Annotated in this window: 21 protein-coding genes; 13 read left to right on the top strand and 8 right to left on the bottom strand. The window is 58.6% G+C overall.

The features are described from left to right. The first annotated feature begins 151 nt into the window (after positions 1 to 151). Positions 152 to 631: a glycine zipper domain-containing protein gene (locus K1567_RS14685; RefSeq protein WP_034095368.1), complete on the top strand. Its 480-nt coding sequence runs from the start codon at positions 152 to 154 to the stop codon at positions 629 to 631. 67 nt (positions 632 to 698) lie between these two features. Here the strand turns inward: K1567_RS14685 and K1567_RS14690 are convergent, their stop codons facing one another. From K1567_RS14690 to K1567_RS14700, 3 genes are all read right to left on the bottom strand, one after another. Then, entirely contained in the window at positions 699 to 1,130 is a 432-nt protein-coding gene (locus tag K1567_RS14690; protein WP_169868579.1) for a thioesterase family protein, read from the bottom strand. Positions 1,131 to 1,153: 23 nt separating this feature from the next. After that, on the bottom strand, positions 1,154 to 3,091 hold the full coding sequence (locus tag K1567_RS14695; protein WP_034111326.1) for an ATP-dependent DNA helicase RecQ: 1,938 nt from the start codon (positions 3,089 to 3,091) through the stop codon (positions 1,154 to 1,156). A 225-nt stretch (positions 3,092 to 3,316) separates the two neighbouring features. Next, positions 3,317 to 4,492, bottom strand: a complete 1,176-nt coding sequence (locus K1567_RS14700) for a tetratricopeptide repeat protein (protein ID WP_123478610.1) — start codon at positions 4,490 to 4,492, stop codon at positions 3,317 to 3,319. Positions 4,493 to 4,667: 175 nt separating this feature from the next. Here K1567_RS14700 and K1567_RS14705 point away from each other — a divergent pair, with 175 nt between their 5' ends. The 4 genes from K1567_RS14705 to K1567_RS14720 all read left to right on the top strand — a co-directional run bounded on the left by K1567_RS14705 (position 4,668) and on the right by K1567_RS14720 (position 6,747). Then, on the top strand, positions 4,668 to 4,838 hold the full coding sequence (locus tag K1567_RS14705) for a YhfG family protein (protein WP_080761377.1): 171 nt from the start codon (positions 4,668 to 4,670) through the stop codon (positions 4,836 to 4,838). Next, positions 4,838 to 5,437: a putative adenosine monophosphate-protein transferase Fic gene (locus K1567_RS14710; RefSeq protein ID WP_034095364.1), complete on the top strand. Its 600-nt coding sequence runs from the start codon at positions 4,838 to 4,840 to the stop codon at positions 5,435 to 5,437. The genes K1567_RS14705 and K1567_RS14710 overlap by 1 nt, the downstream gene beginning before the upstream one ends. A 205-nt stretch (positions 5,438 to 5,642) precedes the next feature. Then, entirely contained in the window at positions 5,643 to 6,113 is a 471-nt protein-coding gene (locus K1567_RS14715) for a hypothetical protein (RefSeq protein ID WP_053060072.1), read from the top strand. Between the two features lie 277 nt (positions 6,114 to 6,390). Next, positions 6,391 to 6,747 carry a DUF1493 family protein gene (locus K1567_RS14720; protein WP_034095363.1) on the top strand — a complete coding sequence of 119 codons (357 nt, stop codon included), beginning with the start codon at positions 6,391 to 6,393 and terminating at the stop codon, positions 6,745 to 6,747. Positions 6,748 to 6,845: 98 nt separating this feature from the next. Here K1567_RS14720 and K1567_RS14725 read toward each other — a convergent pair whose 3' ends face one another. Both K1567_RS14725 and hslO read right to left on the bottom strand, forming a co-directional pair. Beyond that, positions 6,846 to 8,387, bottom strand: coding sequence for a phosphoenolpyruvate carboxykinase (locus tag K1567_RS14725; RefSeq protein WP_034111322.1), 1,542 nt, complete (start codon positions 8,385 to 8,387; stop codon positions 6,846 to 6,848). 179 nt (positions 8,388 to 8,566) lie between these two features. After that, positions 8,567 to 9,469, bottom strand: coding sequence for an Hsp33 family molecular chaperone HslO (hslO, locus tag K1567_RS14730; RefSeq protein ID WP_169868581.1), 903 nt, complete (start codon positions 9,467 to 9,469; stop codon positions 8,567 to 8,569). A gap of 103 nt (positions 9,470 to 9,572) precedes the next feature. Here hslO and K1567_RS14735 point away from each other — a divergent pair, with 103 nt between their 5' ends. Continuing rightward, positions 9,573 to 10,376 (top strand): phosphatase PAP2 family protein, encoded by an 804-nt coding sequence (locus tag K1567_RS14735; RefSeq protein WP_099312103.1) that lies wholly within the window; start codon positions 9,573 to 9,575, stop codon positions 10,374 to 10,376. A gap of 28 nt (positions 10,377 to 10,404) precedes the next feature. Here the strand turns inward: K1567_RS14735 and K1567_RS14740 are convergent, their stop codons facing one another. Further along, entirely contained in the window at positions 10,405 to 10,812 is a 408-nt protein-coding gene (locus tag K1567_RS14740; RefSeq protein ID WP_034095359.1) for an RNA-binding S4 domain-containing protein, read from the bottom strand. A gap of 116 nt (positions 10,813 to 10,928) precedes the next feature. Here K1567_RS14740 and K1567_RS14745 point away from each other — a divergent pair, with 116 nt between their 5' ends. From K1567_RS14745 to rimK, 3 genes are read left to right on the top strand one after another with little or no spacing between them, the layout of a single operon-like run. Then, entirely contained in the window at positions 10,929 to 11,708 is a 780-nt protein-coding gene (locus K1567_RS14745; protein WP_220698599.1) for an EAL domain-containing protein, read from the top strand. A 13-nt stretch (positions 11,709 to 11,721) separates the two neighbouring features. Next, positions 11,722 to 12,204: an ATP-dependent zinc protease gene (locus K1567_RS14750; RefSeq protein WP_005783815.1), complete on the top strand. Its 483-nt coding sequence runs from the start codon at positions 11,722 to 11,724 to the stop codon at positions 12,202 to 12,204. After that, positions 12,201 to 13,106, top strand: coding sequence for a 30S ribosomal protein S6--L-glutamate ligase (gene rimK, locus K1567_RS14755; protein ID WP_034095357.1), 906 nt, complete (start codon positions 12,201 to 12,203; stop codon positions 13,104 to 13,106). The genes K1567_RS14750 and rimK overlap by 4 nt, the downstream gene beginning before the upstream one ends. A gap of 97 nt (positions 13,107 to 13,203) precedes the next feature. Here the strand turns inward: rimK and K1567_RS14760 are convergent, their stop codons facing one another. Together K1567_RS14760 and ompR are read right to left on the bottom strand one after the other, a co-directional pair. Then, on the bottom strand, positions 13,204 to 14,517 hold the full coding sequence (locus K1567_RS14760; protein WP_034095356.1) for an ATP-binding protein: 1,314 nt from the start codon (positions 14,515 to 14,517) through the stop codon (positions 13,204 to 13,206). 117 nt (positions 14,518 to 14,634) lie between these two features. Beyond that, positions 14,635 to 15,375 (bottom strand): two-component system response regulator OmpR, encoded by a 741-nt coding sequence (gene ompR, locus K1567_RS14765; RefSeq protein WP_034095355.1) that lies wholly within the window; start codon positions 15,373 to 15,375, stop codon positions 14,635 to 14,637. A 356-nt stretch (positions 15,376 to 15,731) separates the two neighbouring features. On the opposite strand from ompR, the gene K1567_RS14770 reads away from it, so the two are divergent. From K1567_RS14770 to tauA, 4 genes are all read left to right on the top strand, one after another. Next, positions 15,732 to 18,056: a Tex family protein gene (locus K1567_RS14770; protein WP_220698600.1), complete on the top strand. Its 2,325-nt coding sequence runs from the start codon at positions 15,732 to 15,734 to the stop codon at positions 18,054 to 18,056. Then, positions 18,056 to 18,439 carry a PaaI family thioesterase gene (locus K1567_RS14775; protein ID WP_034095353.1) on the top strand — a complete coding sequence of 128 codons (384 nt, stop codon included), beginning with the start codon at positions 18,056 to 18,058 and terminating at the stop codon, positions 18,437 to 18,439. Before K1567_RS14770 ends, K1567_RS14775 begins: the two co-directional genes overlap by 1 nt. A 214-nt stretch (positions 18,440 to 18,653) precedes the next feature. Beyond that, positions 18,654 to 20,237, top strand: a complete 1,584-nt coding sequence (gshA, locus tag K1567_RS14780) for a glutamate--cysteine ligase (RefSeq protein WP_034095352.1) — start codon at positions 18,654 to 18,656, stop codon at positions 20,235 to 20,237. Positions 20,238 to 20,480: 243 nt separating this feature from the next. Beyond that, positions 20,481 to 21,458 carry a taurine ABC transporter substrate-binding protein gene (gene tauA, locus K1567_RS14785; protein WP_047881476.1) on the top strand — a complete coding sequence of 326 codons (978 nt, stop codon included), beginning with the start codon at positions 20,481 to 20,483 and terminating at the stop codon, positions 21,456 to 21,458. Positions 21,459 to 21,467 lie beyond the last annotated feature (9 nt).

Consider the following 21,467-nt stretch of genomic DNA (forward strand, 5'->3'; position numbering starts at 1 on the left):
GTAGCTAAAGACTCGTAAAAATCACTTAAGTTCCCTATTCAAAACAGTAACTTAGGGAATTGTGTACAACTCGTGTTACTGGTCGGATTTCTATTGTCACAATGTCAATACAGCCTCAGGATCGCGCCGTCATCCCCTTGAGGTTTCCCGAATGAAGTTCTCCTCGATTCTCTTGTTGTCCCTTGGCCTGGTCAGTGGCGCAGCCATGGCCGGTGGCACCACCGAAGCCGGTGTGGGCGGCGCATTGGGCGGGGTTCTAGGTTCTGTGGTCGGCCAGCAGTTGGGCGGCAACACCGGTTCGACGATCGGCGCAGCCCTCGGTGGCGCGGGCGGTAGCGCGGTCGGCGCCGACAAGCGTAGCCGTGGCGAAGCAGCCATCGGCGGCGCATTGGGCGCAGCGGGCGGCAACGTTGTAGGCCGCAGTGTCGGCGGCAGCACGGGCGCACTGATCGGCTCAGCAGCAGGCGGTGGCGCCGGCGGTGCCTTGGGCAATTACATGGGCAATAAGAGCGATGATGATGACCGTGGCTATCGTGGTCGAGACGACCGTCGCTACTACCGTGACGATCACCCAGGCCGTGGCCATGCTTACGGGCATCGCAAAAACAAGCACCACTACCGCCACCGTTGATTTCTTAAAAACACAGCAAAACCCAACGTGGCAGGAGGCTTGCCCCCTGCACATTGGGTTGCTGCGGTCACACCACCAACCTCTGCAGCGCCTCGCGCAACATCCCCGGAATCGTCACCGGCTGGTTCGTCCTCCGATCCACAAACACATGCACAAAACGCCCCGCCGCACAGGCCTCCTCCTCGCCAGCTTTAAACACCGCCAACTCGTACTGCACTGAGCTATTGCCCAGCTTGCCTACGCGCAGGCCGATCTCAATGCACTCAGGGAAAGCGATCGACGCAAAGTAATCGCACGACGAACTGACCACAAACCCAACCACTTCGCCGTCATGAATATCCAGCCCGCCCTGGTCGATCAGGTAGGTATTCACCGCCGTGTCGAAGAAGCTGTAATAGGTGACGTTGTTAACATGGCCATACACATCGTTGTCGTGCCAGCGCGTGATGATCGGCTGGAAGTGACGGTAATCACCACGTTGCGGCATTGAGTCAGGCATCGGCACCTCTCTTCGAATGGGCGTTACAGTTCGTTCAAATGGGCTTGGGCCCAGGCGCGAACCTCGGCATAGGGATAGTCTTCCAACGCGGCAAAACCGGGAATAGTCCGTGCCTTCAACTTGGTGAACAACGGCACGCTGATACCGCCCAGAAAGCGCGTCATGCGCTCGGCGCCGGGCAGGTGACCGGTGTGCTCATGATGCCTGTGGATAAAATCACCGCACAGCCCCATAAAGTTTTTATCCACAAGCGCCGGCAAACTCGGCGGCGGCGGCAGGTGCGCCACCTGGCCATGGCAGACCGAACAATGCCCGCAACGTTGAGGCGCGTTTTCATCGCCGAAATAGCGCGCCAGTCGCTGCCCCAGGCAGTGCTCGGTGGCGAACAGCTCCAGCATGGCGTGAATTCGCGCCACCTGCGCAATCTCGTGCTGCTTGAAGCCTGTGTATAACTCCTGGCTCAGCGCCTGTGGATCAAAGTCGGTATTCAGCAGGCTGTAGACTTCGGTCATCTGCTTGCTTTCCAGCTCGATCAGACCCTGCTCCTGAAAATAATCCAGGGCCTTCACCACACGACTGCGCACGGCATTGTGCTGCTGGTGGAGCGCATCGAAATCTACCGTCGCCCAGGTTTTTGCCCGCTTGCACACCTGGATGATCGCCGCGACAAACTGCTGCCGTTCACCGGAAAACCGCGCCAACAATGCCTCGGGCTCGACCAGGTACTTAAAGCGGTATTCGGCGTAGAACGCATAGCGCGGCGCGATTACGCCCCTGAGTTCCAGTTGCACCAGCAGCGTCTTGAGTGGCAGTTCGCGGATATTGCTGTGATCCGCCAATGACCTGAGCAAGAACTCCCACTGCCCTTCGCCGCGCGCTGCCTGCAACTGCTCCAGCACCCGCAGGATGCCTTCCTGTTCGGGCGTATCGCCGTAGACAAAGTTTTCCAGCACATTGAGGCTGTCGCGGTTGGCCAGCACCAAACAGTCGGACGGCCGGCCATCGCGACCGGCGCGGCCGATTTCCTGGCTGTAGTTTTCAATGGATTTGGGCAGGTCGAAGTGCACCACATTGCGGATGTCACTTTTGTCGATCCCCATACCAAACGCGATGGTGGCCACGATGCAATTGGAGCGCCCTTCCATGAAGCGCTGCTGAATGCCCTCGCGCTTATCGTGGGGCAGACCGGCGTGATAAGCCTCGGCCTGGATGCCATGACGGTTCAGGTGTTCGGCAATCTGCTCGGCGGTTTTCTGCAGGGTGACGTAGACGATACTTGGCTGGCCGGCCCGCTCGTTCATCCACTGGATCAACCTGCGACGCTTGTCTGCACCGCTCACCGGCTCGACTAACAGGTTAAGGTTGGGCCGGTAGAAGCCGGTGGTGACCACATCGTTCGCAGCGATGGCGAACTTCGTCTGCATATCGGCAATCACCTCGGGCGTCGCCGTAGCCGTCAGCAACAGCGCCTGTGGGATATTGAACTGACGCTGGTAGTCCGGCAGCTTCAGATAGTCCGGGCGAAAGTTGTGGCCCCATTCGGAAATACAGTGGGCTTCATCCACCACTAGCAGCGATATCCGCACGCTCTGCAGAAAGTTGCGAAAACGCTCGTTCTTCAAGCGCTCCACGGAAATCATCAGGATTTTCAATTCACCGGAACGCGCTCGGGCCATCACGTCATTGGCGTCCTCGCGGCTTTGCGCCGAATCGATACTGCCCGCCGAAATACCGTGACGCTGCAGGAAGCCCAATTGATCTTGCATCAGCGCAAGCAGCGGCGATACCACCAACGTCAAATGTGGCAGCAACACTGCCGACAGCTGGTAACACAGAGACTTACCCGATCCGGTCGGGAAAATGGCGGCGGCCGAACGCCCGGCCAGCACAGCGCTGACGGTGTCTTCCTGGCCCGTACGAAACTGTGGATAACCAAAGACCTGCTGGAGGGTGTCGTGCATAGGCTGTCACTCCATTGACCGCTGAAGGTGGCTTTAAAACGTAGTTCAGCCGGTTCAGCGAATCGAGAAAGGTCGCATGGAAAAACGAGACAGGATGATACACAGGGTACAGCCATGGCCTTGGGCCAAATTCGACAAGGGCGACTGTAGTTGTAGGAACACCACAAACAGCTGTGGGAGGGTCATCCCCTCCCACAGTTGTTCAGAACAGCGCTAAGTGCTGAATCAGCGGTTCTGCACACGCTCAATCGCCGTGTCATATACCGGGTTAGCCTTCTGTTCCTTGGCCAACTGGTAGTGACGCAACGCGTCGGAGAATTGCCCGGCCGCTTCGTAGATCCGTGCGATGTTGTAGTAAGCACCGGCACGTACAGTCGCAGCGTTCGCACCAGTGGCCAGGGCGATGGCCTTGCGGTTGGCCCAGATCGACTCGGCGGTGTTACCGGCCTTCTGATAGGCCAAGCCCAGGTTGCCATAGGCTTTACCGAAGCTGTTATCCAGGTCGATGGCCTGACGGAACAACTCGATGGCCTGATCCAGGTTTCCGGCCTGGTAGGCCGCTTCACCTTGCACGTTCAGACGTTTCGCATCCGCTTGTGCGGAGGAGCTAACGGCTACTGCCGTTACGGCGACGCTGTCATCCAGCAGCGGTTTGACTTCGTCGAGCACGTCCTTGGCGTCCACCTTTACACCGCTGAAGGTGTTGATGTCCTGGAAGTCACCGCTGCCGGTCATGCGGAACACGGTCCACAGGTTGCCGCTGCGGTTCTTCGGCACATAGTAAGTGCGCACCAGGGACTGGCCCATGTACACAAACACCTTGGCTTCGCTGTTGGACAGCTGGCGCGAGCCCGGATTAGCAATGTTGGTGAAGTCATGCACGGCATATACATAACTTTCGCCGTAGTGTTTTTTCTGCAGGGTGATGGTTTCCGGGCCATAACTGTCGACGTCGTCCACGTCCAACTCGGCGTCAGTGCCCTGCTTGTTTTCGAAGTAGATATTGTTGCCCGGGAAGATCATGTGGGAATCGAGATCTTCCGGCGTCTTGCCCCAGGTCAGCACGACACGCAGGCCGTCAAGATTCTCCATAACCGGGCTGATCGCATAGGTCATGCCCGCGCAGGGACACTTGACCACCAGGTTGGAATAGCCAGGCTTTTTGATGATCAGCAGATTGCTCGCATCATCGGCGGCTTCGCTGGTCAGCGTCACTTGGCCTTGGGCGTTGGTGCGGCCCACCACGTTCTGTGCGCCATTGCGCTGCAGCAATACTTCGGCGTCGGCGATTTTCTGGTCCTTGACCACCGCACTGAGCACTTCGACCGGCAATTGCTCAGCCTGGATCGAAAAAGCTACCGCACACAATGACATCGCCGAAGCAACACGAAGCAAACCCATGCTTAACTCCCTTTAATTAGAGGGCGGAATCGCCCTACAAGATTTTGCGGTGAAACATACGCTGAATTCAGCCCGATGGCGGAGTATTTATACAAAATGTGACGTGGTTTTTATCCCGCCTTCCAGCTGACGCATTGCGCTACAATCAAGCCTTGCCACCCAGGAGGACGCTGCGATGAGCGAACTGACCTTTGAGCAGAAACAGGATCACTACCACAAGATCCGCCGTTCCAATTACTTGGCCAGCCTGCGCCTGGAAGGGTTCGAGACCCAACCGGCCGACGTCGACAAACCCCTGCCGACCCGCGAAGCCGTGCTTGCCAAGTACCGCAACACTCCACGCTGATGCTCGACAAATACGGGGTAGGCCAGGACCCGTACTGCTACCCCGGTAGCAGCGTCCTGCGCAATCGCCTCGATTTGCACGATGAACATAAACTGCACCAAGCCGAGCGGGAATTATCCGAAATTGCCGTGAGCAACCTTCCGCTATTCCCTCCCCCCTACGACCTCGAACGCCTGCAATACCTCCACCGCACGCTGTTCAGCGACATTTACGACTGGGCCGGCGAACTGCGCAGCGTCAACATCCAGAAAGGCGACACCCTGTTCTGCACCCCGGAACGCATCCAGCCGGAAGCGGCAAAGATCATTCGGCATATGGAAGAGGCAAACTGGTTCGTCGGCACAAGCCAAGCCGAACTGGTGACACAAATCGCCGAAGCTTATGGCGACCTCAACGTCATCCATCCTTTCCGCGAAGGCAACGGCCGGGCGCAGCGAATTTTGTTCGAACAGATCATCGTAAATGCGGGGTTTTCGGTGAATTGGTGGCTGGTGAAACAGGCAGCATGGATACCGGCGAATATTGATGCCGTGGCGTGTGACTATCGGGGCTTGGAGGCGATTTTTGAGCGGTGTATCAGTAGACCTTTAGATCAGTGATTGTGGCCAAGCCCGGCTTCCACATTTGACCAGTTCAACCCGGTGCGTCGCTGCCTAGCCACGAATGCCGGAAACAGTTGTAGGAAATCACCAAACTCCACGACATCCCCTTCCCAAACTGCTCCAAACGCCTGCTTACCCCTCTATAGAATCTACCCGTAACTGCATGAAAATAACGCGGTCTCTACTTTCTCGGCAGAACCCCGTGAACATCGAAAGGACTCAACACATCGGCCACTATGGCGTCACGTTCACAGTGATGCGCTTCACTGTTGTGCCTGAAAATCGGAATGCTTTAGCCAATCTATGTGTGCGCGAAGCAAAAACGCGAGCACGGCAAGTGCGTGATCAGATAAGCAGGTTGTACGAAAAAATGCTGGCCAGAGACTTGCCGTGCGATATGGCGGTGGCGGTTTCCTTTCCGTTAAGTCGGAGTCAGGCCGATCGGCTAAACGACCAAAACGTGCTCATCAAACAAATATTCTCCGGTGCGGTGAAAGCGCCGGGGGTTGCGGTTTCAACAGTCGCCGCGGGCTTCGTTGGCGATTCGATTTCCGGCAAGCTTCGCAGATATCACGCAGGAGACATCATCATCGGTCTGGATGCCAGTGTGAAAGGAGGCATAGGGCCTCAGCGGTCAATACTTTCAATGCATGTCTACTCGGGCGAGTCTTAGTAACATGGCCCTTTATCTTCAATTCGCTTCTTTTCTCATTATCTATTGGGTGCTGCACTATCACATAACAGACCCTCTGCTCAGAAAGCGCTTCGCTGTCACTTGCCTCATAACAGGCCTTATTTTGACGTTCCTCCTACCCTACGTAGCAGTGATCCTCAGAATGCCGTTCCTGCCTGTCTTTGTGTTCTTGGTGGGCTTAGCGCTCTTCATCACTCGAAACAAATACCGCCTACAACGCAACCATCCTCCTCACCCACTCTTGAGTGCGCCCATCATGAACCTCGCCCCCAACTTCCCCGAAGACCCCGTTATGCAGCAACTCTTGCAATTGCTGCACGAAGAAATCGGTCTACCTAAACACAAGACCATCCGCCTGCAAACCTCACTTAATTTCGACTTGGGCTGTGACGGCAGTGAAGCCAAGCAGCTTATGGAAGCACTGGAGCAGGAGTTTGCCCTCGACCTGGGCGACTACGACACTTATCGCTACTTCAACCCACCGGTCTTTGACGTGTTCCTCAAACGTCGCAGCAAAGGGCATGGCGACAAGGTCCCGCTAACCATTGGCATGCTCTACCTGGCCATCAAAACCCACAGTTGGGACACGCAAACACTGGAAAACCTGAGCTGAGCGCAAAACACCAAGCCTTCCCACAAGGGTATCTTCGCCAGCCTGACGCCCATAAAAAAGCCGCCCACAAGGGGCGGCTTTTTCACAGTTCCCGAATCTTACAACTTCGGACCCGCAGCCTTGATCGCATCGCTCACTTCAAACTTCTTGAAGTTCTCGATGAACAGACCAGCCAGGGCCTTCGCTGCTTCATCGTAAGCGGCTTTGTCAGCCCAGGTGTTACGTGGGTTCAACAGGCCGGTTTCAACGCCCGGTACGGCCAATGGCACGTCGAGGTTGATGGTGTCGAGATGTTCGGTTTCAGCACCGACCAACGCGCCGCTCTGGATCGCTGCGATCACGCCGCGGGTGGTCGGGATGTTGAAGCGCTTGCCAACGCCGTAGCCGCCGCCGGTCCAGCCGGTGTTGACCAGGTAAACCTTGGAGCCGAAACCGCGGATACGCTTGATCAACAGCTCTGCGTATTCGCCGGCCGGACGTGGGAAGAACGGCGCACCGAAGCAGGTGGAAAAGGTGGACTTGATGCCGCTGCCCGAACCCATTTCGGTGGAGCCCACCAGCGCGGTGTAGCCGGACAGGAAGTGATAGGCCGCTTGTTCTTCGCTGAGGATCGACACTGGCGGCAGTACGCCAGTCAGGTCGCAGGTCAGGAAGATCACCGCATTAGGCTCGCCGCCCAGGTTCTTCTCGGAACGCTTGGCAACGTGCTCCAACGGGTAAGCGGCGCGGCTGTTCTGGGTCAGGCTCACGTTGGTGTAGTCGGCGTGCTTGGCATCGTCGATCACCACGTTTTCCAACACGGCACCGTGCTTGATAGCTTTCCAGATGACCGGTTCATTCTTCTCGGACAGGTCGATGCACTTGGCATAGCAACCGCCTTCGATGTTGAACACTACGCCCTCGCCCCAGCCGTGTTCGTCGTCACCGATCAGGTAACGGCTTTCGTCGGCGGACAGGGTGGTTTTACCAGTGCCCGACAGGCCGAAGAACAGGGTCACGTCGCCTGCTTCGCCGATGTTGGCGGCGCAGTGCATCGGTAGTACGTCGGCGGCCGGCAGCAGGAAGTTCTGCACCGAGAACATGGCTTTCTTCATTTCGCCGGCGTAACGCATACCCGCGATGAGCACTTTTTTCTGGGCGAAGTTGAGGATCACGCAACCGTCGGAGTTAGTGCCGTCGCGCTCCGGCACGCACTCGAAGTTGGCCACGTTGAGCACTTGCCATTCGTCGCGACCCGCCGGGTTGTATTTCGCCGGGTTGATGAACAGGCAACGACCGAACAGGTTCTGCCAAGCAGTCTGGGTGGTCATCTTCACCGGCAGGTAGTGAGCTTCGGAAGCACCTACATGAACGTGGGAAACGAAATGCTCTTGCGCGTTGTTGAACGCCTCGACGCGAGCCCACAGAGCGTCGAATTTGTCAGCTGGGAACTTGCGGTTGATCGGGCCCCAGGCGATGGCGTCCTGAGTGGAAGGCTCTTCAACGATGAAACGGTCGACTGGCGAACGGCCGGTGCGGTGCCCGGTTTCTACGACCAGCGCGCCAGTATCGGCAAGCACGCCTTCACCGCGCTGCAGGGCTTCTTTGACCAGATCGTCAACACTCAGATCGGTGTATACGGCGTTATTGGCTTGCGTCATGAGGTTCCCCGTCGGCCTATGGCCGAGTGCTCCAAACGTTTTGTAGTAGAAAGTTGCGCACTACTACCGCGAAAAAAGTGGGCCGGATTATGCCAGAAAAGCCCAAAAAGAGTAGGGCCCTCCCGTCAGAACAGCGCTTATCCGGCGATTCACAGGTGATTTACCTGTACTTAAACGTTTTAGTGACGGGTACCGGAAGGGGTATCGACGCCTGCGCCAGCGAACAATTGGGCTATATCGGCGGCATCGAACAGGTAGCGCTGATTGCAGAATTGGCAGTCGATCTCCACCTTACCGCCATGCTCCACCGCAAGATTTTGCGCATCGTGCAGGCCCAGGCTGACCAAGGCATTGCCCGAACGCTCGCGGGAGCAACTGCAATGGAAGCGCAGGCTTTGTGCATCGAACAACCGCACCTCTTCCTCATGGTAGAGGCGATGCAGGATGGTTTCGTTGTCCAGGCCAAGTAACTCTTCGGCTTTCAACGTGTCGGCCAGGGCGATGGTGTGGCGCCAGCTTTCCGCGCGATCGTCTTCGTCCTTGATGCGATCTGCCGGCAGTTGCTGCAACAGCATGCCGCGGGCGCGCTTGCCGTCCGCGTTGAGCCAGAACTTGGTGCCAACTTGCTGCGACATCACGAAATAGTTAGTGAAGCAATCCGACAGGGTTTTACCGTCAAGGTCGACAATCCCCTGGTAACGCTGGCCTTCGGTCGGGTCGACGGTGAGCGCCAATACGCCGTTGGGCATCAGGTCGGACAAGCTCGCGTCCGGGGCGATCAACTCGGCCTCGTAGCGGGCCAGACCACGAATATCGCGCTCGCTGGAACACTCGATCATAAGCAGCGGAATCGGGCCCTCGGAGCGCGCCTGCAGGATCAGCAAACCGTCGAATTTCATGGTCCCCACCAGCAGCGCCGCCGCGGCCATCAGCTCGCCGAGCAATTGCGCGACCGGCTCTGGATAGGCGTGTTTGGCAAGGACTTCGGCATAGCTGAGTTCCAGCGACACCAGTTCGCCGCGAGCGTCGCTGTCGTCGAAGATGAAGCGTTGGGTGAAGTCTGTATGCGGCAAATCAGTCATAGGTCGGATATCTGAAGTGATGACAAAATGGTTACAAAGTTTATAAAATTAAACGCTTTGGCACCAAACTGGTGCGATTTTACAGAGCGAAGAGGAACAGTTTATGAACAATCCGGGTTTGTTCCAAGCCAGGTGGAACCTCGGGGGCTGGGCGCTCTGCAATCTACTCGCTATCGGGCTGCTGTGCTTTTGGCTATGGCCCACGGGGCAGATGCTGTGCGTGGTTTTCGACGAATGGCTATTTCATCTACTCAATGACCCGCTGGCCACAAGTTCAGCCTGGCTGCATGTGTGGGCCGTAGCGAGTTTGCGACCGTTCGATGCAGTGGTCGGGGTGATTCTGCTGGCGCTGTTGATTCGTGGCGATTGGGTGTTTAAAGCCGTGCAGGTTCGCCAGGCGTTTTTCGGGTTCTTCAGCATCCTGCTATTGCTACTGTTTATTCGCATGCTGTTTTCCAAACTCGCAGCGCAGATGGGCTGGCAACACAGCAGCCCGTCGATGATGATCAGCGGCGCTATCCAGATGAGCGACTATTTCCCAGGGCTGGAAAAAACCTGGGAGTTGAAGGACCGCTCCAGCCAGAGCTTCCCAGGCGATCACGCGTCGGTGCTCTTGATCTGGGGGATGTTCATGAGCGTGTTTGCCAAACGCATCGGCCAAGTGCTGGTGATCTGGGGCTTGGCGCTGCTGTTCATGATGCCGCGCCTGGTCGCTGGCGCGCATTGGGGTCAGGACGATTACATCGGTGGGGTATTACTGGCGCTGCTGGCCTTGGGTTGGGGTTATTACACGCCTTTTGCCGCGAAGGTGTCCGGGGTACTGCTGCGGGTAACAGCACCGATCTTCGGATTATTTGGCAAACTGCCCGTGCTCGGTCGACTGAGCGTCATGCGGACCTTCACTTAACGCCGCGCTGACAGTGTGATTGCCGCAATCAATCGTCATTGCCACTGCCGCGAAACTTAAACAGGTCGCGGCGTTGCTTCTTGCTCGGTTTACCGTCAGTAGTCAGGCCTGACGCCCCGGCCTTGCGCATCGCCGCCGCTTGTTCGCGCTTGGCGATGCTGGCTTGGGTTTCGACGTACAGCGTCTGGGCTTCAGGTGCACCGCGACGCACGATCGACAATGCCTGGACCACGATGGTCTTTTCATCAAACCCCGTACGAATCTCAAACTCATCGCCAACACGCGGCTCTTTACCCGGCTTGCAGCGTTCCCCTCGGTGATGCACTTTGCCGCTTTCAATAGCAGCCTTGGCCAGGGCGCGGGTTTTATAGAAGCGCGCCGCCCACAGCCACTTGTCCAAGCGGACCTTGTCTTCCTCTTCCTGCTTTTGAGCCACTTGAATTCCTCCCTCTGAAAAATGTCGCAACTTTACCGTTGAAACCCTTCGACGCATAAATCCCAAGGCTCGCCTAAGATACGCCAGGTAGCACCCCGTTTTCGCGAGGATACGCCGTGACCGACTTTCCCCTTTCACTCACCTCGCCGGGTCAACGGTGCGTGGGCTGCCAGCAGAGCGAACCTTTGGGGTTCGATTTTGCGTTCGCCTACCAGCCTATCGTAGACCTTAGGGACCATTCGATTTTTGCCAATGAGGCGCTGGTGCGTGGCGTCAATGGAGAAGGAGCGCTCTCGGTGCTGCAACAGGTTAACGAAAGCAATCGTTACCGCTTCGACCAACGCTGCCGTACCCAGGCGATTGCCGGGGCCGCTGCGCTGGGGATGCAAACTCATCTTTCAATCAACTTCATGCCTAATGCCGTGTACCGTCCGGAGTTGTGTATCCGCAGCACACTCGAAGCGGCTCGCGCGCACTATTTTCCGCTGAACCAGCTGATTTTCGAGACACTGGAAAGCGAGCATGTAGATAACTATCGCCATTTGACGAATATTCTGCGTGAATATCGAGAATTCGGCTTCAAGACCGCCATCGATGATTTCGGCGCGGGCTATTCGGGGCTGAACCTGCTGGCCGATTTCCAACCTGACTTGATCAAACTCGATATGGCGCTGATTCGCGATGTCGACAAGGATCGTGTTCGCCAGGTAATCGTCCGGGGGATTGTCACAATCTGTGAGCAGTTGGGGGTTACTGTCATCGCCGAAGGCATCGAAAGTGCTGGTGAGCGAGACTTCCTGTCCGACTGTGGAATATTTCTGATGCAGGGCTATTGGTTCGCCAGGCCCGCATTCAATGCTTTGGCCAAGATTCCCTCCCAGGCCTGGGCGAATTGAGCGGTTAGCCATATTGAAGACATTTGATCATTTGACCGTTGTGGGTCTGCGTGAGTGGGTGGCCCTTCCCGACCTGGGCGTGGCAGGCCTGCGCGCGAAGATCGACACGGGGGCCAGCACCTCCAGCTTGCACGCCACCGACATCGAGCCGTTCGAACGCGACGGTGAAAAATGGGTGCGCTTTACCGCGCACCTGGGCAGCGTGGTGCAATTGCGCCATCGTCGCTGCGAAGCGCCCCTGGTGACGATGAAAACCATCAAAAGCTCCAACGGCCATGCACAGGTGCGCTATGTGATCAGCACCACGCTGGCGTTGGGTGATCGGGTATGGCGGGTGGAGTTCACCCTGGCCTGCCGCAAAGCCATGCGTTACCGCCTGTTGCTGGGTTCCAAGGCGCTGATTGACGGCCAATTGGTGGTCAATCCCGGCGTCAAGTATGTTCAAGACAAGCCGGTGTTCCCGGTCTCTACTATTTCTGCCCCAGGTGCTGCATGAAGATTGCTGTGCTGTCGCGAAACCCGCGTCTGTATTCCACCCGCCGCATGGTCGAAGCCGGCACCGAACGTGGCCATGAAATGGTGGTGATCGACACGTTGCGTGCCTATATGAACATTGCCAGCCACAAGCCGCAGATTCACTACCGGGGCAAGCCTCTGGAGGGTTTCGACGCGGTCATCCCACGCATTGGCGCGTCGGTGACCTTCTATGGCTGCGCGGTCTTGCGCCAGTTTGAAATGATGGGCGTATTTCCACTGAATGAATCGGTCGCCATTGCTCGATCACGGGACAAACTGCGTTCTCTACAATTGTTGTCGCGCCGAGGCATCGGCTTGCCGGTCACCGGCTTTGCCCACTCCCCCGACGACATCCCGGACCTGATCGAAATGGTCAACGGCGCACCGCTGGTGATCAAGGTATTGGAAGGCACCCAAGGCATCGGCGTGGTGCTGTGTGAAACCGCCACCGCAGCCGAGTCGGTGATCGAAGCCTTCATGGGCCTCAAGCAGAACATCATGGTGCAGGAGTACATCAAGGAAGCCGGCGGTGCGGATATTCGCTGCTTCGTGGTGGGTGACAAAGTCATCGCGGCGATGAAACGCCAGGCCAAGCCGGGGGAATTCCGCTCCAACCTGCACCGTGGCGGCAGCGCCAGCTTGATCAAAATCACTCCGGAAGAACGCATGACCGCGCTACGAGCAGCCAAGGTGATGGGCCTGGCGGTGGCAGGCGTGGATATTTTGCGTTCCAACCATGGCCCGCTGGTGATGGAAGTGAACTCCTCACCCGGCCTGGAAGGGATCGAGACCACCACGGGCAAGGATGTGGCGGGGATCATCATTCAGCATCTGGAAAAGAATGGCGGGCCGAATATGACCAGGACCAAGGGCAAGGGTTAGAGACGCAGCTGTTTGCTTCAAGCTATAAGCTGCAAGAAAGGGCAAAAGCTGTCTGCCTTTTGCTTGCGGCTTTAAGCTTCGAAACTTGCCGCTGTTTTTATACCGCGTCTCTAGGCAACATCAGCCCAAGCGGCAACCGCACCCGCGCCTCCAGCCCGCCTCCCTCGCGATTGCGCAGCTCGACATTGCCGCCATGCATCGACGCAATCCGCCGCACAATCGCCAAGCCCAAGCCTGTCCCTTTGCCTCCGCGCGCACGATCACCTCGGGTAAAGGGGTTGAAGATACCTTCCAGCTCAGCAGGATCAATGCCGGTGCCGCGGTCCATCACACTCAGCACCACATAAGGCGCAGCGCTATCGCCGGACACGTACGCCGCCACTTCCACATCCGTACCGGCGTGATGAAGGGCGTTGCCAATCAGGTTGTTCAACAGGCGCTTCATCGACACCCGCCGCAGCGCGAACGGCTGGATCGGTTCCAGGCGCATGCGTACCTGTTCGCCATTTTGGTTATAGGGGGCGACGACCTCACGCACCAGATCGGTGAGATCGACTTGTTCGACCACCTCATCGCGGCCGTCACGGATAAATGCCAGGAACTGATCGAGGATGGCGTCCATGTCCTCAATGTCCCGGATCATGTCATCCGTCAGGTCCGTATGGTTGCCCATCAACTCCAGGGAGAGGCGCAGGCGTGTCAAAGGTGTGCGCAGATCGTGGGACACCCCCGCCAACATCAACTCGCGTTCGCGACCGGCCTGTTCGACGTCTTCCGCCATCTGGTTGAAGGCGCCGTATACCTCCGTCATTTCACTGGGTGTGTCACTCACCGGCAGTCGCACACTGCGGCCCTGGCCCAACTGCCGGGCAGCGAACACCAGGCGCTTCAGCGGTTGGTTAAGCTGACGCACGAAGATCCACGCGGACGCCGTCGAAAGCAAGCCGATGGCCAGGAACCAGCCCAATACGTTCCAGATTTTCTGCCCGCGCAATGGATGCGGATACAGCGGCACTTTCAGCCAATCCTCACCCAGGCTTGGCGCACGCACCCACAACGCCGGTGACACATGCATGCGCAGCCGCACTTCGGTGTCCTTGCCCAATTCGGCCTGCATTTGACGCTGGTAAATCTCGCTGTAGGGCCAATGCTGCTCGCCTTCCGGCACACCGGCGCCGGCCACACGCACCAGGGTGGCAGCCTTGGCGATTTTCTCGCGATTCTCTGGGTCAGCGGCCCAATAGGCACGCAGTGTAAGAGCAACGCCGTGGCTGTATTGCCGGTCCACCAGCACATCCTCGTTCATCAGCAGATAAACCAGCGTGAGTGCCTTGGAAAACAGAACGACGATCAGCACCAGCCAGAGGGTGCGGGAGAAGAAACTTTGCGGGAACCACAACGGGGTTTTCATAGAGGACAGCTGGACACCTTGCAAGAATGAGCGGCGCTCGCAGAATTGCAGACGCCGAGCATCCCGTCGACCTTTACGGGGTCAAATGCCGGGATGCCCACCTCTGCAAATCATCGGTCACTTGGTAGCGGTGCCATCCGGCACGAACACGTAACCCACGCCCCACACTGTCTGGATATAGCGCGGCTTGGACGGGTCCGGTTCGATCATCCGGCGCAGACGGGAGATCTGCACGTCGATGGAACGCTCCAAGGCATCCCACTCGCGACCACGGGCCAGGTTCATCAACTTGTCACGGGTAAGCGGCTGGCGGGCGTTCATCACCAGCGCTTTCAGCACGGCAAATTCGCCGGTGGTCAGCATGTGCACTTCATCACCGCGCTTGAGTTCGCGGGTCGCCAGCGACAGCTCGTAATCGCCAAAGGTCACGCTTTCATCTTCGCTACCCGGAGCACCCGGCACCGCTGGCGCCTGGCGACGCAGTACAGCTTTGACACGCGCCATCAACTCGTCAGGGTTGAAAGGTTTGGCCAGGTAGTCATCGGCGCCCAGTTCGAGACCCTTGATGCGGCTCAGCTCATCGCCCTTGGCGGTGAGCATGATGATTGGAATCTGGTTGTTGGCGCCGCGCAGACGCTTGCACGCAGTCAAGCCATCTTCGCCGGGAAGCATCAGATCGAGCACGACCAGGTTGAAGACTTCGCGCCCCAGAAGGCGGTCCATTTGCTCGGTGTTCGGTACCGCGCGGGCACGATAGCCCTTGGAGTTGAAGAAACGCTCCAGCAGGCTGCTCAGCCCCGGATCGTCATCAACGATGAGAATTTTTTCGCCTTCAGCAGTTTGTGCAGTGCTGCTCATTGGATGCTCCTCTTATCTCGGCGCGCATTATGGCGTAGCTGCCGTTATACGCACCGTGTGCATTGTTAGCAGATTTTTCCTCTACTGCCAGCGAACCCGCGCCCTACACCCCTCCGGCACAGTACCCCCCAAGAGCAGAACGCTGGTTATAATGCCGCGCCGTCGTGCAGGGCAACGTCAGATCGTTACCGTTTACTGCCGGGTTTTTTCACAGGTTTGTCGCGATTTTTTCGATTTCGAGGGTCAATAGGCTGCCTCTTGACCCAGGCAGCGGCGCCGGTCGGGCCGCTCAACTAGCCTCGCAACGCCTTGTTTACCGGGCTCCCGAGCTGCTTTTCAGAATTTCAGGTGGTTTTATGGACAGCATCAACAGCCGCATCGCCGAGGAACTCGGTGTACGCCCACAACAGGTCGAAGCGGCCGTCGCTCTACTGGATGAAGGCTCCACGGTGCCCTTCATCGCCCGTTACCGTAAAGAAGTGACCGGCAGCCTCGACGATACCCAACTGCGGCATCTGGAAGAGCGCCTGCGCTACCTGCGAGAACTCGACGAACGGCGCATCAGCATCCTCGCCAGCATCGAGGAACAGGGCAAGCTGACCCCGCAACTGGAGCGCGACATCAAGCTCGCGGACACCAAGACCCGCCTCGAAGACCTTTACCTGCCCTACAAACAGAAACGCCGCACCAAGGGCCAGATCGCCCTGGAAGCCGGCCTCGGCGAATTGGCCGATGGGTTGTTCAACGACCCGTCCCTGACGCCGGAAACCGAAGCCGCGCGCTTTGTCGATGCCGCAAAAGGCGTCGCCGACACCAAGGCCGCGCTGGAAGGCGCCAAGTACATCTTGATGGAGCGCTTCGCCGAAGACGCCAGCCTGCTGGAAAAACTGCGTAACTACTTGAAGCAAGAAGCCATCCTCAGCGCTCGCGTAATCGCCGGCAAGGAGGAAGAAGGCGCCAAGTTCCGTGACTATTTCGAACACGACGAACCGCTCAAGAGCATGCCTTCCCACCGTGCCCTCGCCATTTTCCGTGGCCGCAACGAAGGTATTCTCAGCTCCGCGCTGAAAGTCGGCGACGAACTGCCGGGCACCATGCACCCGTGCGAAGGGATGATCGGTCAACAATTCGGCATCCAGAATCAGAACCGTCCTGCGGACAAGTGGCTCAGTGAAGTCGTGCGCTGGACGTGGAAGGTCAAGCTCTACACCCACCTGGAAACCGACCTGCTCGGCGAGCTGCGCGACGGCGCCGAGACCGAAGCGATCAACGTGTTCGCCCACAACCTGCACGACCTGCTGCTGGCCGCCCCGGCCGGCCCGCGCGCTACCCTGGGGCTCGATCCGGGCCTGCGCACCGGTTGCAAGGTCGCGGTGGTGGACGCCACCGGCAAGCTGCTGGACCACGCGACCGTGTATCCGCATGTGCCGCATAACAAGTGGGACCAGACGCTTGCGATCCTCGCCGCCCTGTGCGCCAAGCACTCGGTAGACCTGATTGCCATCGGCAACGGCACCGCGAGCCGTGAAACCGACAAACTGGCCGCCGAACTGATCAAAAAATACCCAGCCATGAAGATGACCAAGGTCATGGTGTCCGAAGCGGGTGCGTCGGTGTACTCGGCATCGGAGCTGGCCTCCAAGGAATTCCCGGACCTGGACGTGTCGATCCGTGGCGCGGTGTCCATTGCCCGTCGCCTGCAGGACCCGCTGGCCGAACTGGTGAAGATCGACCCTAAATCCATCGGCGTCGGCCAGTACCAGCACGACGTGTCGCAGTTGAAGCTGGCACGCGGACTGGACGCGGTCGTCGAAGACTGCGTGAACGCCGTGGGCGTGGACGTCAACACCGCCTCGGTGGCGCTGCTGGCGCGGATTTCCGGCCTCAACGCCACCCTGGCGCAGAACATCGTCAACCACCGCGATGAAAATGGCGCCTTTAAAACCCGCGCCGCGCTGAAAAAAGTCGCGCGCCTGGGCGAAAAAACCTTCGAGCAGGCTGCCGGTTTCCTGCGCGTCATGAACGGCGACAACCCACTGGACGCCTCGGCGGTCCACCCGGAAGCCTACCCGCTGGTGCAGCGCATTGCCGCTGAGACCGACCGCGATATCCGCTCGCTGATCGGCGACGCCGCGTTCCTCAAGCGCCTGGACCCGAAGAAGTACACCGACGAAACCTTCGGCGTGCCGACTATCACCGACATCCTGCAAGAACTGGAAAAACCGGGCCGCGACCCACGCCCCGAGTTCAAGACCGCCGAGTTCCAGGACGGTGTCGAAGACCTCAAGGACCTGCAACTGGGCATGATCCTCGAAGGTGTGGTGACCAACGTGACCAACTTCGGCGCCTTTGTAGATATCGGCGTGCATCAGGACGGTTTGGTGCATATCTCCGCGCTTTCGGAGAGATTCATCAAGGACCCGCGCGAAGCGGTCAAGGCCGGTGACGTGGTCAAGGTCAAGGTCATGGAAGTGGATATCCCGCGCAAACGCGTTGGCCTGTCGATGCGTATGAGCGACACCCCCGGTGAAAAAATCGATGGCGCGCGGGGCGCTCGTCCTGGCTCGGCGCCGCGTCAGTCGCAGAACAGCACACCGCGCAAGGAAACCACCACCGCGGCGCCTAGCAACAACGCCATGGCCTCGCTGTTCGCCAATGCCAAACAGTTGAAGAAGCGTTGATGGAGATCCCGGCCGGCTTGACCCAGAGCGCGTTCAGCGAACTGATCGGCTGCCGCCTGCAACGCCTGGAGCAGGGCGTTGCCGAGGTGGCCCTGAGCCTGGAGCCGCATCTGCGCAACCGCGCGGGCAAGCTGCATGGCGGGGCGATTTTCAGTCTGGTGGACATCACCATGGGACTGGCTTGCTCCAGTTCCCATGGTTTCGACCAGCAGAGCGCGACCATCGAATGCAAGATCAATTACATCCGCGCCGTGGAAGACGGTGAGGTGCTGTGCACCAGCCGCATCGTTCACGCCGGCCGGCGCACGTTGGTGGTCGAGGCGGATGTGTACCAAGGCGAAAGACTTGTCGCAAAAGCACAGGGCACGTTCGCTGTCCTATAGCTCCCCACCCTCGATTTGAGTTAATTTCGGCGCTGCTGAAACAGCGTCGGAATTTTCTCGCTGTGCTATAGCCCAATTCATGGAATGAAGTAGGCTTTTTCAAAGCGGGTCAACTTGACTCAAAACCAGGCGATCACGCCAGTTTTAACTTCACCCTTGTAGACCGTCCTGCCCACCCCCATATTGGGGCGACTGACGCGTGAAGGAATCCAACTTGAGCGAACTTCTCAACCGCCGCCTGGCCCTGCTCGGCAAGCGCGAACACCTCTCCCTGCTAGAGCAGTGCCTGCACGGCATCGAGCGCGAATGCCTACGTGTCACGGGTGAAGGTCGCCTGGCGCAGACGCCGCACCCCGAAGCCCTGGGCGCTGCGTTGACCCACGAACAGATCACCACTGACTACTCGGAATCGCTGCTGGAGTTCATCACCCCAGCCCTGCCCAACCCGGCCGATACCCTGAGCAGCCTGGAAAAAATCCATCGGTTCGCCTACACCAAGCTGGGCAGCGAATACCTGTGGAGTCCTTCGATGCCGTGCCCATTGCCGGCCGAAGAAGATATTCCGATTGCCTACTACGGCACCTCCAATATCGGACAACTCAAGTATGTGTATCGCAAGGGTCTGGCCCTGCGTTACGGCAAGACCATGCAGTGCATTGCCGGCATCCACTACAACTTCTCGCTGCCGGAAAAATTGTGGCCGCTGCTCAAGCAAGACGAGGGCTATGTCGGCACTGATCGCGACTTCCAGTCCGACGCGTATATTGCGCTGATCCGCAATTTCCGCCGCTATAGCTGGCTGCTGATGTACCTGTTCGGTGCTTCGCCGGCCCTGGATGCCGGGTTCCTGCGCGGACGTTCGCACCAGTTGGAAGTACTCGACGCCGACACCCTGTATCTGCCTTACGCCACCAGCCTGCGCATGAGTGACCTGGGTTACCAAAGTAACGCTCAGGCCGGCCTGACGCCCTGCTACAACGACCTGGCAAGCTACACCGACAGCCTGCGCAAAGCGGTGGCAACGCCCTACGCGCCGTACGTCGAAATCGGCACGCATAAGGACGGTGAGTGGGTGCAACTCAACACCAACATCCTGCAGATCGAAAACGAGTACTACTCCAACATCCGCCCCAAGCGCGTGACTTACACCGGCGAACGGCCGATCCAGGCGCTGATGGCGCGGGGTATCCAGTACATCGAAGTGCGTTGCCTGGATATCAACCCGTTCCTGCCGATGGGCATCGACCTGCCGGAGTCGCGCTTCCTCGACGCGTTCCTGCTGTACTGCGCTCTCAACGAGAGCCCGCTGTTCGCCAACAACGAGTGCAGCAACGCCACCTCCAACTTCCTCAGCGTGGTCAAGGAAGGCCGCCGTCCGGGCCTGCAATTGCAGCGTCAGGGCCAGGCCGTGGACATGAAGGAATGGGCTACCGAATTGTTGGAACAAATCGCGCCGCTGGCCGCCCTGCTCGATGAAAGCCACGGCATCACCGAACACAGTCACGCGTTGGACGCCCAACTGGCCAAGGTCAATGACCCGTCCCTGACACCGTCGGCCCAGGTGCTGGCGGCGATGGCCGAGCGCAAAGAGAGTTTCGCGCAGTTCTCGCTGCATCAGAGCGAAGTGCACGCCGAATACTTCCGCCGCGAGCCGTTGCCGGCTGAAGAGCAGGCACGTTTTGAGGAGCTGGCACGCACATCGCTGGCGCAGCAGGCGGAACTGGAGCAGAACGAAGTGGGCGATTTCGACGTGTTTGTCGGCTCGTACCAGGCGAGTATTCTGGCGATCAGTAACTAAGACCGAACTCGGTCCATTAGGAGGGGGCTTGCCCCCGATTGTACTGGGCCAGTCAACCCACCAGTGGCTGAACTACCGCCATCGGGGGCAAGCCTCATCCCACATTTGCCCCCAATCAAGCTCAAGGCTCCCTTCACCCTTACCCACATAAGCTAATTCGAAAAAGTTATTTATTTTTCGATTCTTAGATCATTTAGTCTCCTCTCACGCCGAGCCTCGGCCGCCTGATTGAGGAGACTCCCCTTGAAACTGCTTACCCCTCTGCGCCTGTTGGCCGCATTGTCCCTGGCCGGTGCCAGCCTGTTTGCCCAGGCGGCGGATGTAACCATTGCCTACCAGACCACCGTCGACCCGGCCAAAGTCGCGCAGGCCGACGGCGCTTACGAAAAAGCCGCCAACGCCAAGATCGACTGGCGCAAATTCGATAACGGTGCGGACATCATCGCCGCCATTGCCTCCGGCGACGTGCAGATCGGTTACCTCGGTTCCAGCCCACTGACCGCCGCGATTACGCGCAAAGTGCCGGTGCAAACCTTTCTGGTCGCGACGCAGATCGGCGGCGCCGAGGCGCTGGTGGCGCGTGACGGTTCGGGGATCAACAGCCCGCAAGACCTGATCGGCAAGAAAGTCGCCGTGCCATTCGTGTCCACCGGCCACTACAGCCTCTTGGCCGCGCTGAAGCACTGGAACATTGACCCGTCCAAGGTGACCATCCTCAACCTCGCACCGCCGGCGATCATTGCAGCCTGGAAGCGCGGCGATATCGACGCCACCTACGTGTGGGATCCGGCCCTGGGCGTAGCCAAGGAAAACGGCAAGGTGCTGATCACTTCCGGCGAACTGGCCAAATTCGGCGCACCGACTTTCGATGCCTGGATCGTGCGTAAGGATTTCGCCGAGAAGCATCCGGAAATCGTCAAGGCTTTCGCCAAGGTCACGCTGGATGCCTACGCGGACTATCGAAAAGACCCGCAAGCCTGGCTGGCCAACACAGGCAACGTCGACAAACTGGTCAAGCTCTCCGGCGCCAAGTCCAGTGATATCCCACAACTGCTGCAAGGCAACGTCTACCCGCTGGCCGCAGACCAAATCACCCTGCTCGGCGCGCCGACCACCCAGGCCGTAACCGACACCGCCGCATTCCTCAAGGAACAGGGCAAAGTCGAAGCGGTACTGCCGGATTACGCCCCATACGTCAGCGCACAGTTCATTAGCCACTGATTCGGGAGT

The organism is Pseudomonas sp. S5F11 (genome assembly GCF_019641515.1).
Taxonomy (GTDB): Bacteria; Pseudomonadota; Gammaproteobacteria; order Pseudomonadales; family Pseudomonadaceae; genus Aquipseudomonas; species Aquipseudomonas rhodesiae.

Excerpts from the sequence above, each read along its gene's own strand:
- K1567_RS14690 (WP_169868579.1), bottom strand. The coding sequence starts at position 1,130 with ATGCCTGACTCAATGCCGCAACGTGGTGATTACCGTCACTTCCAGCCG.
- K1567_RS14770 (WP_220698600.1), top strand. The coding sequence starts at position 15,732 with ATGGACAGCATCAACAGCCGCATCGCCGAGGAACTCGGTGTACGCCCA.
- K1567_RS14695 (WP_034111326.1), bottom strand. The coding sequence starts at position 3,091 with ATGCACGACACCCTCCAGCAGGTCTTTGGTTATCCACAGTTTCGTACG.
- K1567_RS14700 (WP_123478610.1), bottom strand. The coding sequence starts at position 4,492 with ATGGGTTTGCTTCGTGTTGCTTCGGCGATGTCATTGTGTGCGGTAGCT.
- K1567_RS14775 (WP_034095353.1), top strand. The coding sequence starts at position 18,056 with ATGGAGATCCCGGCCGGCTTGACCCAGAGCGCGTTCAGCGAACTGATC.
- K1567_RS14705 (WP_080761377.1), top strand. The coding sequence starts at position 4,668 with ATGAGCGAACTGACCTTTGAGCAGAAACAGGATCACTACCACAAGATC.
- rimK (WP_034095357.1), top strand. The coding sequence starts at position 12,201 with ATGAAGATTGCTGTGCTGTCGCGAAACCCGCGTCTGTATTCCACCCGC.
- hslO (WP_169868581.1), bottom strand. The coding sequence starts at position 9,469 with ATGACTGATTTGCCGCATACAGACTTCACCCAACGCTTCATCTTCGAC.
- K1567_RS14760 (WP_034095356.1), bottom strand. The coding sequence starts at position 14,517 with ATGAAAACCCCGTTGTGGTTCCCGCAAAGTTTCTTCTCCCGCACCCTC.
- K1567_RS14685 (WP_034095368.1), top strand. The coding sequence starts at position 152 with ATGAAGTTCTCCTCGATTCTCTTGTTGTCCCTTGGCCTGGTCAGTGGC.
- K1567_RS14725 (WP_034111322.1), bottom strand. The coding sequence starts at position 8,387 with ATGACGCAAGCCAATAACGCCGTATACACCGATCTGAGTGTTGACGAT.
- K1567_RS14735 (WP_099312103.1), top strand. The coding sequence starts at position 9,573 with ATGAACAATCCGGGTTTGTTCCAAGCCAGGTGGAACCTCGGGGGCTGG.
- K1567_RS14720 (WP_034095363.1), top strand. The coding sequence starts at position 6,391 with ATGAACCTCGCCCCCAACTTCCCCGAAGACCCCGTTATGCAGCAACTC.
- K1567_RS14710 (WP_034095364.1), top strand. The coding sequence starts at position 4,838 with ATGCTCGACAAATACGGGGTAGGCCAGGACCCGTACTGCTACCCCGGT.
- ompR (WP_034095355.1), bottom strand. The coding sequence starts at position 15,375 with ATGAGCAGCACTGCACAAACTGCTGAAGGCGAAAAAATTCTCATCGTT.